At 61.1% G+C, this 15,374-nt stretch carries 8 protein-coding genes; 7 read left to right on the top strand and 1 reads right to left on the bottom strand.

Going from position 1 to position 15,374, the window contains the following annotated elements:
- The first annotated feature begins 84 nt into the window (after positions 1-84).
- From AC13EK_RS17805 to AC13EK_RS17775, 7 genes are all read left to right on the top strand, one after another.
- Positions 85-7,929 carry a beta strand repeat-containing protein gene (locus AC13EK_RS17805; protein WP_483022305.1) on the top strand — a complete coding sequence of 2,615 codons (7,845 nt, stop codon included), beginning with the start codon at positions 85-87 and terminating at the stop codon, positions 7,927-7,929.
- 214 nt (positions 7,930-8,143) lie between these two features.
- Complete coding sequence (locus AC13EK_RS17800; protein ID WP_483022304.1) at positions 8,144-9,439, top strand: TolC family outer membrane protein; 1,296 nt, start codon at positions 8,144-8,146, stop codon at positions 9,437-9,439.
- Entirely contained in the window at positions 9,436-11,700 is a 2,265-nt protein-coding gene (locus tag AC13EK_RS17795) for a type I secretion system permease/ATPase (protein ID WP_483022303.1), read from the top strand. The genes AC13EK_RS17800 and AC13EK_RS17795 overlap by 4 nt, the downstream gene beginning before the upstream one ends.
- Positions 11,697-12,923 (top strand): beta-barrel domain-containing protein, encoded by a 1,227-nt coding sequence (locus tag AC13EK_RS17790; protein WP_483022302.1) that lies wholly within the window; start codon positions 11,697-11,699, stop codon positions 12,921-12,923. The genes AC13EK_RS17795 and AC13EK_RS17790 overlap by 4 nt, the downstream gene beginning before the upstream one ends.
- Positions 12,924-12,945: 22 nt before the next feature.
- Entirely contained in the window at positions 12,946-13,377 is a 432-nt protein-coding gene (gene bamE / locus AC13EK_RS17785; protein WP_483022301.1) for an outer membrane protein assembly factor BamE domain-containing protein, read from the top strand.
- A gap of 231 nt (positions 13,378-13,608) precedes the next feature.
- On the top strand, positions 13,609-14,058 hold the full coding sequence (locus tag AC13EK_RS17780) for an ArsR/SmtB family transcription factor (protein WP_483022300.1): 450 nt from the start codon (positions 13,609-13,611) through the stop codon (positions 14,056-14,058).
- 345 nt (positions 14,059-14,403) lie between these two features.
- Positions 14,404-15,093 (top strand): SEFIR domain-containing protein, encoded by a 690-nt coding sequence (locus AC13EK_RS17775; RefSeq protein ID WP_483022299.1) that lies wholly within the window; start codon positions 14,404-14,406, stop codon positions 15,091-15,093.
- Here the strand turns inward: AC13EK_RS17775 and AC13EK_RS17770 are convergent.
- On the bottom strand, positions 15,060-15,374 hold a 315-nt coding region (locus AC13EK_RS17770), incomplete at its 5' end, for a transposase (RefSeq protein ID WP_483022298.1). The genes AC13EK_RS17775 and AC13EK_RS17770 overlap by 34 nt on opposite strands.

Below are 15,374 nucleotides of genomic sequence, written 5' to 3'. Positions count from 1 at the left end.
AGCTTCACCTACACGGTGACGGACCCGGCCTCGGGCGAGAGCGTTACCCAGAGGGTGAACATCAGCGTGACGCGGGTGACGGACTTGGCGGCGGCTGACGACAGCGCGAGCACGGCGGAGGACACGCCGGTCAGCGGCACGGTGGGGACCAACGACAGCACCACCAGCGGGCGCGCGCTGACGTTCGCGAACGCGAGCGACCCGAGCCATGGCACGGTGGTGGTCAATGCCGACCGGACCTACACCTACACGCCGGCGCGCAACTACAACGCCCCGGACAGCTTGACCTACACGGTTACCGACCCGGCCTGGGGGGTGAGCCTTACCCAGACCCTGAACATCACCGTCACGCCGGTGAACGATCCTCCGGTGGGGGTAGGCACGATCGGCAACCAAGCCGATATCGATGCCGAGACCATAGCCGGGCTCGACGTGTCGGGCTTCTTCGCCGATGTGGACGGCGATACGCTAAGCTACAGCGCCAGCGGCCTGCCGGCGGGGCTGACGATCGACCCGATCACCGGGATCATTGGCGGCACGGTCGATCGTTCGGCCAGCCAGGGTGGCGCGGGCGGTGTGTACACCGTGACGGTGACTGCGAACGACGGTAACGGCGGGACAGCCGCTCAGACCTTCACCTGGGCAGTGACCAATCCGGCTCCGACCGCCGGCGACAATGCGAGCACCACGCTCGAGGACACGCCGGTCAGCGGAAACGTACTGACCAACGACAGCGATCCCGATGGTGACACGCTGCAGGTGACGGCGTTCACTATCGGCGGCACAGCCTATGCTGCCGGCGATAGCGCGGTGATCGCAGGCGTGGGCACGTTCACGCTCTCGACCCCAGGCGTCTACACCTTTACGCCCGCGCCCAACTGGAACGGCACTGTGCCGACGGTGACCTACACGGTCAGCGACGGCGAAGGCGGAACCGACACAGCCGATCTCGTCATCACCGTGACGCCGGTGAACGATGCTCCGACGATCGCCGGTGGAGGTCAATCGGGCGCGGTTGTCGAGGCGGGTAATCTTGACAGTGGCGCTGCGGTGCCGGGTACTCCGAGCGCATCGGGCAACTTCACCGCTTCGGACGTGGAGAACGACGCGCTGACCTGGAGTGTCGTCGGCACTCCCAACACCGCTTACGGCACGTTCAGCATCAATCCGACAACTGGCGCGTGGACTTATGCGCTCAATAACGGGCTTCCGGCGACGCAAGCGCTCAATGAGGGCGACATAGTTCCGCTGACCTATACTGTGCAGGTCAGCGATGGCCGGGGCGGTACGGATACACGCCAGGTCGCCATTACCATCACCGGCACCAACGATTCGCCTGTAGCCGTCGTCGATAGCCGTAACGTCACGGAATCTGGCGTGCTCAACGGCGGTAACACGCCCACTGCGGGCACCGCTTCCGCGACGGGCAACGTATTGACCAACGATACCGACGTCGATGACGGTGAGAAGGCCACCTTGCAGGTCGCCGCGGTAAGCTTCGGCGGCTCAGGTGGGACATTGGGCTCAGCCCTCGCCGGCAACTATGGCTCCCTGGTTCTCGGCACGAACGGGACGTTCACATACACGCTCGACAACACGCTGGCCGCGACGCAAGCGCTTAGGCAAGGCGTAACCGCGACTGAGACCTTCAGTTACACTGTGGTGGACGTCAACGGCGCGACCAGCACCAGCACTCTGACTATCAGGGTGGCGGGGACGAACGACCAGCCGATCATCACCTCGGTGCCGTCGGCAGCGCTTGGCGCGGTGACCGAACAAGGGACCGATAATCCGGGCGTGCCGAATACGGCCGGAGGGACGCTTACCGCTTCTGATGTGGACACTGGCGCGACGCAGGCCTGGAGCATTACGGGTAGTGCAAATGGCGCGTACGGCACGATCGCGATCGACCCCACCACCGGCGCGTGGACTTATATCCTCGATAACACCCGCGCAGCCACCCAGGCGCTCAATGACGATGACGTCAGGCAGGAAACCTTTACTGCGCGCGTAAGAGACGAGTTCGGCGCTTATAGCGACCAGGTCATCATCGTCACCGTCAGCGGCTCGAACGATGACCTTGTGGGCACGGGCAGCGCCACAGTCACTCTGACTGAAGACGGCAGCGTGAGCGGTACGTTGCAGGATTATGTCTCGGATGTAGATGATGTCCTTAAGTTGACAAGTTTCCAAGTCGACGCCGATGGCAATGGAACGTCGGAAAGCTATACGCCCGGCGATACAGTCACGCTTAGGGATGCGGACGGCAACACGCTCGGTACGCTAACTATCGAGGAAGACGGCAGCTACGATTTCACGCCCGCTTCTAACTATGCGGGCAATGTTCCGACTGTCACCTACACAATTGCCGAGTCAGGAGGCGGATCAGCATCGATCACCCAGGCGCTCAACTTTGCGATCACCAAGGTCGCCGACGCCCCGAGCTTAGAAGCGAACAAGACCGTAAGCACGAATGAAGATGTCGCGGTGTCGCTGGGCCTGAAAGCCCCGGGCATCACCGACACCGGCACGGGGACTGGCAACAACGACTATCCCGAGCGCATCGGGGAGATCACCTTGACAATCGGCGGCACCGGGGCGACCGGCGTCACGCTGTCCACCGGCGCGACGACGCTGACTCCGGTCGGCGGGAAGATCACGGTCGTCCTCACCGATATAGATCACATAAGCGGTGTTCCGTCCGAAGATCCTGCCAATGGCGTCTATTATCTGACCAAGGCCGAATTTGAGGCGCTGGTTGCTAACCCGTCGCCCGAACGCGGGAATAATTTCACCGTTACGGTCGGCGCGACCAGCTATGAGGTCGATGCGGCGGGCGTGATCCGTCCGGGCGTGAACGGGGCCACCAGCACACAGGCCATCACTGTAGATGTGCAGGCGGTGACCGATGGCGCGACATTGACGCTCAATGCCAGTGACGCGGATCTGACCTTCGCCGAGGATGGCGCGATCAATCTGTCGAGTTTCCTGGCTGCGGCGCGGAACAACACCGATGGCAACGCCACTACCGATCAGGACGGCAGCGAGCGCTATTCCTATACCGTCAGCGGTGTTCCGCAGGGAACCATCGTCACGATCAACGGCACCAATTATACGGCAGGTGCTTCTGGTTCGGTGACATCCGCCCAAAGCGCCAGCCTGTCGGCTACCCCCGCGATCTCGATCAAGCCACCCGCTGATTTCAGCGGCGATATCAACGGCATTAAGATCACGCTGAACACGCGCGATACCGATGGAGATTCGGCGGGCACCCCGGCTACGCTGACGAGCGAAGTGACGCTAAATCTGCACGTCACTCCAGTCGCTGGCGACGTCACGGCCAGCAACGTGACGACGGTAGAGGATAACGCGGTCGCATTCCTGGCGGGCGTGACCGTCACTGATGCAGGAACGGGTTCAGAAGCTATCGACTCAGTCGCGTTCACCGTGCCGACAGGCTGGACGGTGACGCAGCCTACAGCTTCGGCGGGGTGGAGCTATAATCTCTCCGGCTCGGCCGCGACCATCACCTTCGACAACAGCCTGACCGAAGCCCAACGTGAAGCGATCCTCGATGGTTTCACCATCAAGCCGCCAGCGCACAGCAGCGCGGACACGACCATCGCGCTATCGATCACCACGACCGACAGCAACACAGTGAACGGAGCGACTGTCAGCGATACGCGGACAGTCAGCCGCGACGTCAAGGTGACTGTCACCCCCATCGCGGAGCAGGTGGGCCAGGACAGCGACGGGGACAGCATCTTTGATGTCTCGATGGTCGGCGACCATGTCTATTCGGTGGCCGGTCAGGAGGACAACTGGTTTGCTCTGGGCACAAACTACACCAATGCCACCAACATTGGCGGCGGGTATGATTTGCAGACACCGTGGTCCAATGCCGACCCGGACGAGTTCACCTACGCTGTGCTCTCGCCAACGCTTCAATCCGATACGCCGGGCGACAGCGTCATTGGCACGCAGTTCCGTTACTCGACCGATGGCGGCGTAACCTGGCAGACCCAGACCTATATTGGCGAGGCGATCTGGGTCCCTCAGCAGTATCTGAACACGCTGCAAGTGAAATTGCCGCTCGATGTGGCGGGAACGCTGACGATCGGCGTGCAGGCAGGAACCGTCGATTATGACGATGATGCAGATGTAACCCTGTTGCCGCTCGATCCGCCGCACATCAGTGCCTCGGGCGTGAGCGTGGCTATTTCCGGCGAGGCGACCCTCACCATGGTCAGGTTCGATCCACTTGCCGACGCAGTGACAATGGCGCTCAATGGTCGCGTGGTGGGGCTTGAGGACGCCGCCATTCCGCTGGCGATCAAGACGACCAGCTCTGATGCGTCGGAGACGTTCAATGTCACCATCTCGGGAATCCCGGCGGGTGCGACGATCGTCTATGGCGGCACGCCGCTGACCATCGTCGGCGGTTCGGTCACCATCGCGAACTTCAGCAACAGTACGCCGATGACGATTGCTCCGCCGCCCAACAGCAATGAGAACTTCCAGTTGACGGTGAGCGCGGTATCGGTTGACGGCACCTCAACATCGGCTCCGGTATCCCGAACGATCGATGTTTCCGTCACGGGTGTCGCCGATACGGCGATGGTGACGCTGCCAGCCACAAGCTACAGTGCGACTGAATCGGCGCTGGACAGCGTCGGCGGCCATAAGGTGGCGCTCTCCGATGTGGTGACCAGTGTCACGTCCCCCGACAACGACGGTTCGGAAACGGTTACCTTGCGTATCACGGGGCTTGCTGAAGGCTTCTCGCTTACCGGCGCAACGACGGTTGTGTCTGGGGTTGGCGCAGAGCGCGTGTGGATGGTTCCGGCCGACAAACTCGCCGATGTCTCGATCGTCCTGCCCTCCAACTATAGCGGCACGGTGAATCTGAAGGTAGCGGGCGTTACGACCGAGGTTGATGGGGACTCTCGCACGGCGACCCTGACTGATGTGAGCTTTACGGTCACGCCGTCGCCCGAAGGCACGATCACCACCAGCGCCACGCTGGCCGAGGATCAGATTACGCCGTTGAACCTCGCTATCGTCCACCAGAATGGCGATACTGACGAGGTGCTGGGCAAAGCTTATGTGCGGGTGGATTATGCCAGTGGCGCTGACTACACGCTTCACCTGAGCGGCACGGAGCTGTCCGCAGCGGGGCTAGCCACCACGACAATCGGTGGAGCATCCTATTTCGTCATCCCGACCGCCGATGTGGCGAACCTCGGGGCTATGGGCGCGCCAAATCTTGCCGGCGATCTGGGGGCCCTGAGATTCCTTTACGAAGTGACCGACCCGTCGAGCGATGGCTCGCTTTCGGCCGTTACGGAGATCAAGGCGGGCTCGCTCGCGCTGACAGCGACCCCGGTCACCGATGCGGTCGATGCCTCGATAACCGATATCGCGATGGTCACGGCGACGGGCACGGCGGTCGATGCCGTGCCGGGTGACGATGCCGTGCCGGACACTGCCACGGTTACCCAGAGCGGTTCGGTCACCGTCAATCTGCATGTTGCCTCGGACGATAGCGATAGCAGCGAGCATCTGGTTCGCGTCCTGATCGAAGGCGTGCCCGATGGTGTGACCGTGACGGGCGCTTCGCAGATCGGCGCCGGCAGCTGGCTCCTCGTCTATGAAGGCGTCAGCGCCAAATCGATCGGCACTGGCGGCATCGACGTGCCAGTCGAGTTTGTTGTCGGCAAGGGTGCGGGTAACGACGCATCCGACATCAGAATGACGGTTCTGGCACAGGATGAAGGCCAGTCGGCGACGACGCCTGCCAGCATCCAGACTGATTCAGTCAATTGGCATCTGGTGCTGAACCTGGCCGATGGCGAACCCTATGCACCGCCCGTCATTGATGAGTGGCGCTATAATGGCGCAGTGGGCACCGAAGACACCGGGTTCACGCTCGGCAGCGTGATCGATGCGGTTGTTTCCACGCCTGACGCGACGACGGCCTACAGCTATACCGTCACAATCACCGATCTGCCGACGGGATCGACTGTCAACGGAATGATCCTGACCACGATCAATGGTGTGCCAACCTGGACCGCTACTGTGACGGTATCCGCAGGCGGCAACAGCCAAACGGCACTGGATAGTCTGCTGGCTGGCATAACCATCATGCCCCCGGCAAATGGCAACGACAACAACGCCGATTTCCGTTTCGACGCAAGGCTGACGGCTGCAGCCGTCGGCGGCACCAGCGTCGAGGCTGACACCAGCGCTGACATGCTGATCACGCCGATGACCGATCAGGCTGCCATCACGGTCGTAACAAGCGATATTGGAGAAGGTGCGACCGCGATGACCGCGACGATAACCGCCGAGGATACCATCGATGGAGCCTTTGGCCGGATCGTCGATGGGAAGCTCTACGTGCAGGTTTCCACCCACGGCAATGATGGTGGCGCGGTGACAGATGGGGCGGGCAATACGCTGGTGCTGAGCTCGATCAGCGGTGTGGCGGGCGTGCCGGACGGGGATTATTACGTGATCGATGTCGGCACGGCGGGTGGTTCGGTCGAACTCACCTACACCTTGCCAGGCGGCGCCGTGCTTCAGCCGGGCGATGTAACCTTCACTGCCTGGGCGCAAACGCAGGAGACCGGCGCGAGCAATATCGAGGCGGCCTCAGGCGCGGGCACTGCCGACGTTATCATCATCAACAATGGCGTGGCGGTGCAAAGCCAGGCCACAGGGGGCCTAGAGCCGCTTTCGGCGGACAAGAGCCATGCCATTGCCTTGGCTGGCCTTGCCGTGGCACTGAACGACAATGACGGTTCGGAGACGATTAAAACGATCCTGTTGTCAGGGTTGCCGGTCGGATTTCTGCTCTATGTAGGCAATAATGCCGGTGACGCGACGCTGGCGGCGCAGGCCTCGAACGCGGGTGGTGACGGCAGCACCAATACCTGGGTGCTGTCCGCCGACGGCTCGCTACCGGCCTATGTCGCCATTCTGCCGCCGCCCCATTGGAGCGGCGAGCTGTCCAACCTCGCATTGGGGGTTGAATCGGGCGAGGCCAGCCTGCCCACGACCACGGTGGACACCGTACCGCTAGGAACGGTGACAGTGACACCCGTCGCCAACGGCCTGACGATCGATCCGACCCTGTCGTTCGGCAGGGCAGGCGCCATTATCGACCTTAATCTGAATGCGTCGATGGCCGATCCGGTGGCCGCATTGGCGACCATTGCGGATGGCAGCACAGAAACGACGACGCTTCAGATCAAGGGTTTGGGCGAATACGCAGCCTTCTACATGGGCGATGCTCTGATCGAGGGAGTTAGCTACGACGAGGCAGCGGACACCTACACCATCACCGGCTTGTCGCAGGATGCCTTGGAGACGCTTGGCTTTGTGCAAGCGGCGTCGGCGCTTACCGATCAGGATAGCGGAACCGCCGGAACGCAAGTAACCGTGACAGCATGGACGGTCGAAAGCGCCAACGGCGCCGAATCCGCCCATGTGTCGGATACGATGACACTGGCGGTGGCGCCGGTGCTGGCGACGCCAGGCAATGACAGCCTCATCTGGGACGGCCATGCCATCAACGGTAGGGCTGGTACCGATACGGTGGCGCTGCGCTATGGCGAGGATGTCTCTCATGGCAACCTTGCCGGCCTGCTAAAGAACATCGAGGTCGTCGATCTGTCAGCGACGGGTGCCAACAGCATCACCGGTGGCCTGTCGATCGCGGACGTACTGAACATCACCGGATCGAACAGCGGAAAGCTGACGATCAATGGCGATGGCGATGATTCTGTGGTGCTGTCGAGCGCATCCGAGTGGAGCACAAACGGCGTCGTGACGGATCATCACGTCACCTACACCAGTTCAGCCGGCGTCACACTGCTGATTGATGAAGACATCTATAACAATAACCATGTGTCCTACGCGGCTTGAAGTGACATGCGCGGCCTGCCCTTCCCCCGAGAAGAGCAGGCCGCGTGCCCAGTTCAGCGTGCGGCGGAAGTGATGATGGCTGGCAGCGCCGGTATCAAGCCTGAGTTGTGTAATGCTTCGAAAAGAATCATCTCATAGGCAACCAGCTTGCCTGCAATCCCTTCTTCTCGCGCCGTTTGCCGGATGGCATCTTGTCGGAGCCATTTGCCTGGTGATGGGGGTAGGCGGCGTGGCTGCGGCGCAAAAGTCAGACAATCGTCCGTTGAACATGGCCGATGCCGTGCGTGCCGCCGTGGAAACGCACCCCAGCATCCGGGGCGCGGGAGAGCAGGTGGAGCAAGCGCGTGCGGGCGTCGATGCCGCGAGGGCCGGCTATAGGCCTCAGATCACCGGCGGAATTGAAAATCAATTCAACAGCTATCGGAACAGCAGCTACGATTCGCGCGGCATCTACACCGCCAAGCTGAGCGGGTCGCAGATGGTCTATGATTTCGGGAAGGTCGCGGGTGACGTCCGCAAGGCCCAGTCCGGGGTGCGCGCCAGTGAGGCACAGGTCGAGCAGGCGGCCGACGAAGTGGCCTTGAACACGGCTCAGGCCTGGATCGACGCGCATTTGCAGCAGCTTCTCGTCCAGATCACGCGCGAGCAACTCGACGCTGTCCAATCAATCACCGCGCTGGTCGCTGAGCGTGTCGCAAAGGGAGCGACGCCGCGCTCGGATGTGGAGCAAGCCAATTCCCGCGTGGAAGCTGTGCGTTCGCAATTGCTCGGCGCCGAAGCGGAGGCGCTGCGTGCCAGTCTCGCCCTGATGCACCTCACCGGACGCACTACGCCTGTGGTGATTACCGGTGATATACCGGCGATCCTTCAAGGCGCCGCCTGTCGATATGGCGTTGAAGAAGATACGCCCGCCGTGCGCATGGCGAGCGCTCGCCGCGATCAGGCGCGTGCCGATCTGGATATAGCCAAGGCGGAGGGCCTGCCCACCGTGACACTCGATGGCAGCGTCGGCTACGCATTGACTAACGGTTCGCGGCTCTACGGCGAATATCGCACCACAGGTCAGATCGGCTTCAATGTTACCATGCCATTTTATCAGGGTGGACGCGTAAAGGCGCAAGAACGCGGCGCCATTCATCAGCTTCGCGCCTACGAGGACGCTGTTCAGCAGGCACGCCTCGAAATGTTGCAAGGCTTTGCCGACGCCAAGGCACAGGCTGATGGCTGGGCGCAGCGAGCGCCGGTGCTGACAACCCGTGTGGACAGCATCAACGCCACGCGGGCGCTCTATCGGCAGCAATATCTGCAATTGGGCACGCGCACGCTGCTCGACCTGCTCAACGCCGAGCAGGAATATAACAGCGCCCGCATCGACCAGGCTCAAGGAGCTCATATGCAATACCGTCTGGGCGCGCAGTGCCTTTATTTTAGCGATCGGATGCGGAGTACCTTCGGACTGGAGAATGTTCGCCCGAACGTTGGTCCCCTAATTTCCGGGAGGGGCGAATGACGAAAGAAGATAGCCAAATCCCACTGGACGAGGCGGCGGCGTTGGAAACCGATACGACGAAACAGGACGGCGAGAGGGCTGTCGCGGAAAGGCTTCGCACGGGTTGGCGTGACGCTGTTTTGTCTGTCGCGGCGCACTACCAGCTAAATGCCTCGGCGGAGCATATCCGGCTCGCGGCAGACTGGAGTGAGCGGGCGTCGGTCGTCGAGCAGGCTCGCGAGATGGCCCGGCAGGCCGGCTTGTCATTGCAACTGCTTCAGCCTCAATTGGGTAATCTCAACCCTTGGCGTCTGCCGGTCGTTCTGGAATTGGACGGCGGACAGGTGGCCGTGGTCACTGCCATGAACGAGGAGGGGCTTACCCTTGCGTTGAGTGGGGACAGCGGTGCGACAGTCACGCATCGCCTTCATGACTTGCAGCCTCATGTGCGATCACTGGCAATCCTCCGTCCGCTGCAATCGACCCGTGATGCGCGGGTGGACGACTATATCACGCCGGTCGAGCCGCATTGGCTGCGCAGTCTGGTGCTAGTCGATTGGCGGCCGTATGCCCACATCCTGATCGCTTCACTCGTCACCAATTTGATGGCGCTTGCGGGTGTGATCTTCTCGATGCAGGTCTATGACCGCGTGGTGCCGGCGCAGTCGATGCCGACGCTTTATGTGCTGTTCGGCGGGGTCATGCTGTCGCTGATCTTCGCCTGGATGATGCGCGACGCCCGGATGCGGATCACCGATGTGCTGGGCAAGCGGGCCGATCTGCGAATATCCGATCGCGTGTTCGGTCATGCACTGCGGGTGCGGAACAGCGCCCGGCCGCGCTCGACGGGGATGTTCATTTCGCAGATCCGCGAGCTGGAACCCGTCCGGGACATGCTGACCTCGACGACGATCGCCGCAGCGGCCGATCTGCCCTTTTTCCTCCTTTTCTGTATTATCTTCTGGTTCATCGCGGGTTGGCTGGTTGTGGTGCCGGTGGCCGCCTTTTTCCTGCTGCTCATCCCCAGTCTGCTCTCCCAGCGCAGGCTGCGTGATCTGGCGCAGCTTGGGATGCGGGAAGCATCATTGCGCAATGCGATGTTGGTAGAGGCCGTCCAAGGGATCGAGGACATCAAGGTCTTACAGGCTGAACAGCGCTTTCAGAACCAGTGGAATCATTACAACGCGGTCAATGCCGATTCCGGCCTGCTGCTGCGCGATCTGCTTAACCGTCTCAATAACTGGATGCAGACGGTGCAGGGCGCTGCATTCGCTGTCGTGATTTTCTTCGGCGTGCCATCGGTGATGATGGGCGAAATGAGCACCGGTGTGCTCGTCGCGGCGAGCATATTGGTGAGCCGGATGCTCGCGCCGCTCTCGTCGATCACCACCGTCCTCAATCGGTGGCAGCAGGCGAAGATCGCGGCACAATCGCTCGACCAGTTAATGAAGCTGCCGATCGACAATCCGCGCGACACTACACGTGTCCATCGCCCAGCTCTACGGGGCAGTTTCGAACTGGACGGCGCTGTTTTCAGTTATGATGGCGAAACACCGGCTCTGGCGGTCAAGGCGCTCACGATCCGCGCGGGCGAACGGGTCGCTGTGTTGGGTCGCAACGGCGCGGGCAAATCCACCCTGCTCCAAGGGTTGTCGGGCCTTATGCAACCGGTGAGCGGAACGATACTGCTCGATGGTGTAGAACTTTCCCATATCGACCCCGCAGACGTGCGTCGCGATGTCAATCTGCTGACGCAGAATGCCCGTCTGTTCCATGGCACGTTACGCGAGAATCTGAAGCTCGGCGCGCCGCTTGCCAGCGATGAGCAGCTTCTGTTGGCGCTGCAGGCGTCGGGGGCGTGGACCTATGTACAACGACTTCCGCTAGGGTTGGACCACCCCGTACAAGAAGGAGGTCTGGGTATGTCCGGTGGTCAGCGGCACGGTGTGTTGTTGGCTCGCATGTTGCTGCGCGAGCCGCGCGTGCTGCTGCTGGATGAGCCGACCACTGCTATGGACGAGCTGGCCGAGCGTGATGTCATCGCACGCCTGCGCCAGCTCCCTACAGAGCACACGCTCATTATCGCAACGCACCGCATGGGCGCGCTTGATGCCGTCGAGCGCGTGATCCTCGTCGATGGCGGAACTATCGTGATGGACGGTCCCAAGGAGCAGGTTCTCGCAACGCTTCGCGGTGATCCTCAACCAACACCGCCGAGTGCGCCGGTAAAGACGCGTCTGGTTGTTCCCTCGATCTCCCGGAAGCAAGGGGAGCAGGCATGATAGGTCATATCACGACTGCCCTGCGCCGCGTTGTGCTCGATAAAAACGGCCCGGGCCTGCCCGATCTGGCCGACCATAACGAAATGCGGGCGACCCGTTCGACCCGTATCGTGTGGATGGTTGCCCTGTTCCTGACAGTCTTCTTCGCCTGGGCCTGGTTTTTCGAGATCGACGAGGTGTCGAGCGGGACTGGCAAGGTTATTCCTAGTTCGCGGGAGCAGGTCATCCAAACGCTCGAAGGCGGCATCCTCTCTAAACTCAATGTACGCGAGGGTCAGATTGTTGAAAAGGGGGCGGTGCTGGCGCAGCTGGATCCGACGCGGGGCGAATCCAGTGTAGAGGAAACTGCCGCGCGGTATCGGGCGGCCTTGGCCGCGAGCGCGCGCCTGCAGGCCGAAGTGGCAGGGAAATCCAGCATTGCCTTTCCGGCAGAGTTGGACAAGTGGCCGCAGCTCAAAGCCACGGAGACGGCGCTGTTCCAATCACGGCGCGCCAGTCTGAATGAAACAGTGAGCGGTCTTAGTCGGGCGCTCACCCTGGCCAGGCGCGAGCTAGGCATTACCCAGTCACTCATGAGCAGTGGTGCGGCGAGCAACGTCGAGTTGATCCGTTTGCAGCGGCAGGTGGCCGATCTGGAATTGAAGCTCAACGATGCACGCTCGGGCTATATGGTGAAGAGCCGCGAGGATCTGGCCAAGGCCGATGCTGACGTGAAGTCGCTGGAATCGGTCGTACGCGGACGCGCGGACGCGCTGGAGCGCACGACGTTGACCGCGCCAGTGCGCGGCATCGTGAAAAGCCTCGACGTGACGACGATCGGCGGTGTCATCGCGCCGGGCGGCTTGGTGATGACGCTGGTGCCTATGGGCGATCAACTGCTCGTCGAAACCCGTATTTCTCCGCGCGACATTGCTTTTATCCACCCCGGGCAGAGCGCATTGGTGAAAGTGACGGCCTATGATTATTCGATCTATGGCGGCCTGGAAGCCAAAGTGGAAACTATTACGCCTGACACGCTGCGCGACGAGATCAAACCTGAGATTGTCTATTACCGCGTGCTGTTACGGACTAATTCCGACGTGCTGGCCGACAAGGCCGGTCGCCGGCTACCGATCACGCCGGGTATGGTGACGACAGCCGACATCCGCACGGGTCGAAAAACCGTGTGGGATTATTTGACCAAGCCTCTGAATAAAGCGCGCGAGGCGATGCGCGAGCGCTGAGAACGAACGAAAGGATCAAATCATGGACAAAATGACGACTTCATCCACCGTCGCAGCGGTGCTGGTCGCACTTCAAACCGCCACAATGGGCGGCATCGCTCACGCACGACAAACCAATCCCGTGGACCGAGTGAGCAACCCGGCCGCGCTTAGCTATAGCGATGTGCATATCGGTCCTAGACAACTGCATGAGCCGTTCGTGCGCCATGGTGTCGTTGCCGAACCTAAGCTTTTCGCGACCATCACGCCCGGTCTTGAGCAGGCACAAGTGCAGACTTTGCTGGGTGCCCCACTCCAGCGGCGGCGGGGGGAGTGGGATTATGATTTCCAGCTTAAGATGGAAAATTCAGGCAATTATTTGGTGTGCCAATATAAGGTCGTGTTCGATAAGGGGCAGCGCGTGCGTGACACGGTCTGGCGTAGGCGGCAGTGCCAGCAACTCGTCGGAGAATAACTATCTTTGATGAACGGACTGCCCGCATGATGACATCGCAACAATATCGGCCATATGGCGCGTGAACAGTAGGTGCGTCCGAGTTTAGATTTTGCCCCCGTGTTCACCAATGCTCCGCCGCGCTACTCAGTCCAAAGATTTTCCAACGCGAAGCAGAATGTATGATAAGTGCAATTATCGTATGTTCGATATACAACGATAGCGCGAAGACCAACCAACCAGTGACTTTGGTTGAGATCGTTGATAGGACTGTTTTGTGCCCCACTCCCCTGCCCCGCTGTTGCTCGTTGGACGACTGGACGGCCGCCTTACGAACAGCCCGGCCCGCGACATCTGGTTAGCCCGCGCACGCCTTGCAGCGACGTCGGAGGTATCGGGACTTGCTGGATTGCCAATCCTGTCCGTCGTCAGAACATCCGGCACAACTCGCGGCGTAGATTAGCGTCGCAACCCACCAGGCATCGTTGTTTTCAGCTCCTTGTCGAAAGGGGGCAGGCATCCGCAGGCGAGCTCGCTGAAGCCCTGGGCATGCCTGCAAACCTGCTGTCCAGCCACTTGTCGATCCTGTCGGCTGCCCGGTTGGTCACCTCGGTGCGCGAAGGGCGGTCAATAAGATACTCGCCCGACAAGGCGCGCTTGGCCGATCTCATCAGCTACCTGGTTTCGATGGCGTCAGCCTGAGAGAGGCTCTGTCGTCCGCCACAGCGCACAATTGGGAGCGCTTGGAATTTTTGCTGCGTAGTCTTGATACGGATTGCGGTTCGCGTCGACTTGAAGAGTCCAATTGGAATATGGGCTGCCGGCAGCAGGGCGGGCAGCGAAGCCGAGATTACGGCCCGGCTGCAGTCTGTTGAACTCGACCTTTCAGCACTCGACGCTGTCGATCGAATCACCCTGTTCACGTTGTACAGCATGATGGTCGAGCGCTCCCAACGCCACGCTGCCTAATGCAATCAGCTTCCGTACTGCTAGCAATGACCATCCCTCGCGATTAACCACGTTGGCTCAACTATCGAGGAGGCGTTGTTGTCAGCAGAGGATGTGGCGCAGGTGGACCGGAAGGCATTCATCTCCTACTCGTGGTCATCGCCGGAGCATAAGGCATGGGTGCGCGGACTGGCCGAACGTCTTATGGAGGATGGGGTCTACGTCATCCTTGATGACTGGGACCTCAAGCCCGGCCACGACCCGATCCATTTCATGGAGCAGTCGATCACCGATCCACAGGTTACCAAGGTCCTGATCGTCTGCGACAGGGTATACAAGGAGAAGTCGGACGGGCGCGCTGGAGGCGTCGGCACCGAAACACAGATCCTGACGCCGGAAATTTACCGCAAGGCTGACCAGAACAAATATGCGGCGCTGGTCACCGAGGTCGACGACGCTGGCAACGCCTATGTCCCCACCTTCTACGGAAGCCGTATCTTCATCGACTTCAGCAAGCCCGAGAACGAGGAGATCGCGTACGAAGAGCTGACGCGGTGGATCAACGATGCGCCGCTCCACAAGCGCCCAACGCTGGGAAAGAAGCCCTCATACATCCTGAGCCAGCAGGAGCCTCTCGCTACCGAATCTAGGTTCCGGCGTGCACGAGAGGCGCTTGAGCGCGGAGCTCAAGGTGCCCCTGGAGGTCACGTCCGTCAATGTGGTGTAATTTCGGTGCTGGCCATCGGGCTGCATTTTCAGGCGGCCTTGGGTGTAATCTGTAGCGGCTGAGCCTCCTCGGTTATGGGTGTGGCAAGGGCGGCCATGCCCTCGATCTCCATGTAGCGGTGCTGGAGGTGGTACTCATCGTTCTGCTCGAGCAGGACGGCACCGACGAGGCGGATGATGCTGTCCTGGTTCGGGAAGATGCCGACAACATCGGCGCGGCGCTTCACTTCCTTGTTCAGGCGTTGCAGCGGGTTGGTGCTGTGAAGCTTGACCCGGTGCTGCTCGGGGAAGGTCATGTAGGCGACCACGTCGTGCTCGGCATCGTCCATGCAGGCGCCGAGCTT

It is taken from the genome of Sphingobium sp. L-44 (assembly GCF_056859495.1).
The sequence above is the reverse complement of the archived record's forward strand: the minus strand, read 5'-3'. Positions and strand labels throughout refer to the sequence as shown.

Coding starts and splice junctions, on each gene's coding strand:
- bamE (WP_483022301.1), top strand. CDS start 12,946: ATGGACAAAATGACGACTTCATCCACCGTCGCAGCGGTGCTGGTCGCA.
- AC13EK_RS17790 (WP_483022302.1), top strand. CDS start 11,697: ATGATAGGTCATATCACGACTGCCCTGCGCCGCGTTGTGCTCGATAAA.
- AC13EK_RS17800 (WP_483022304.1), top strand. CDS start 8,144: ATGGGGGTAGGCGGCGTGGCTGCGGCGCAAAAGTCAGACAATCGTCCG.
- AC13EK_RS17795 (WP_483022303.1), top strand. CDS start 9,436: ATGACGAAAGAAGATAGCCAAATCCCACTGGACGAGGCGGCGGCGTTG.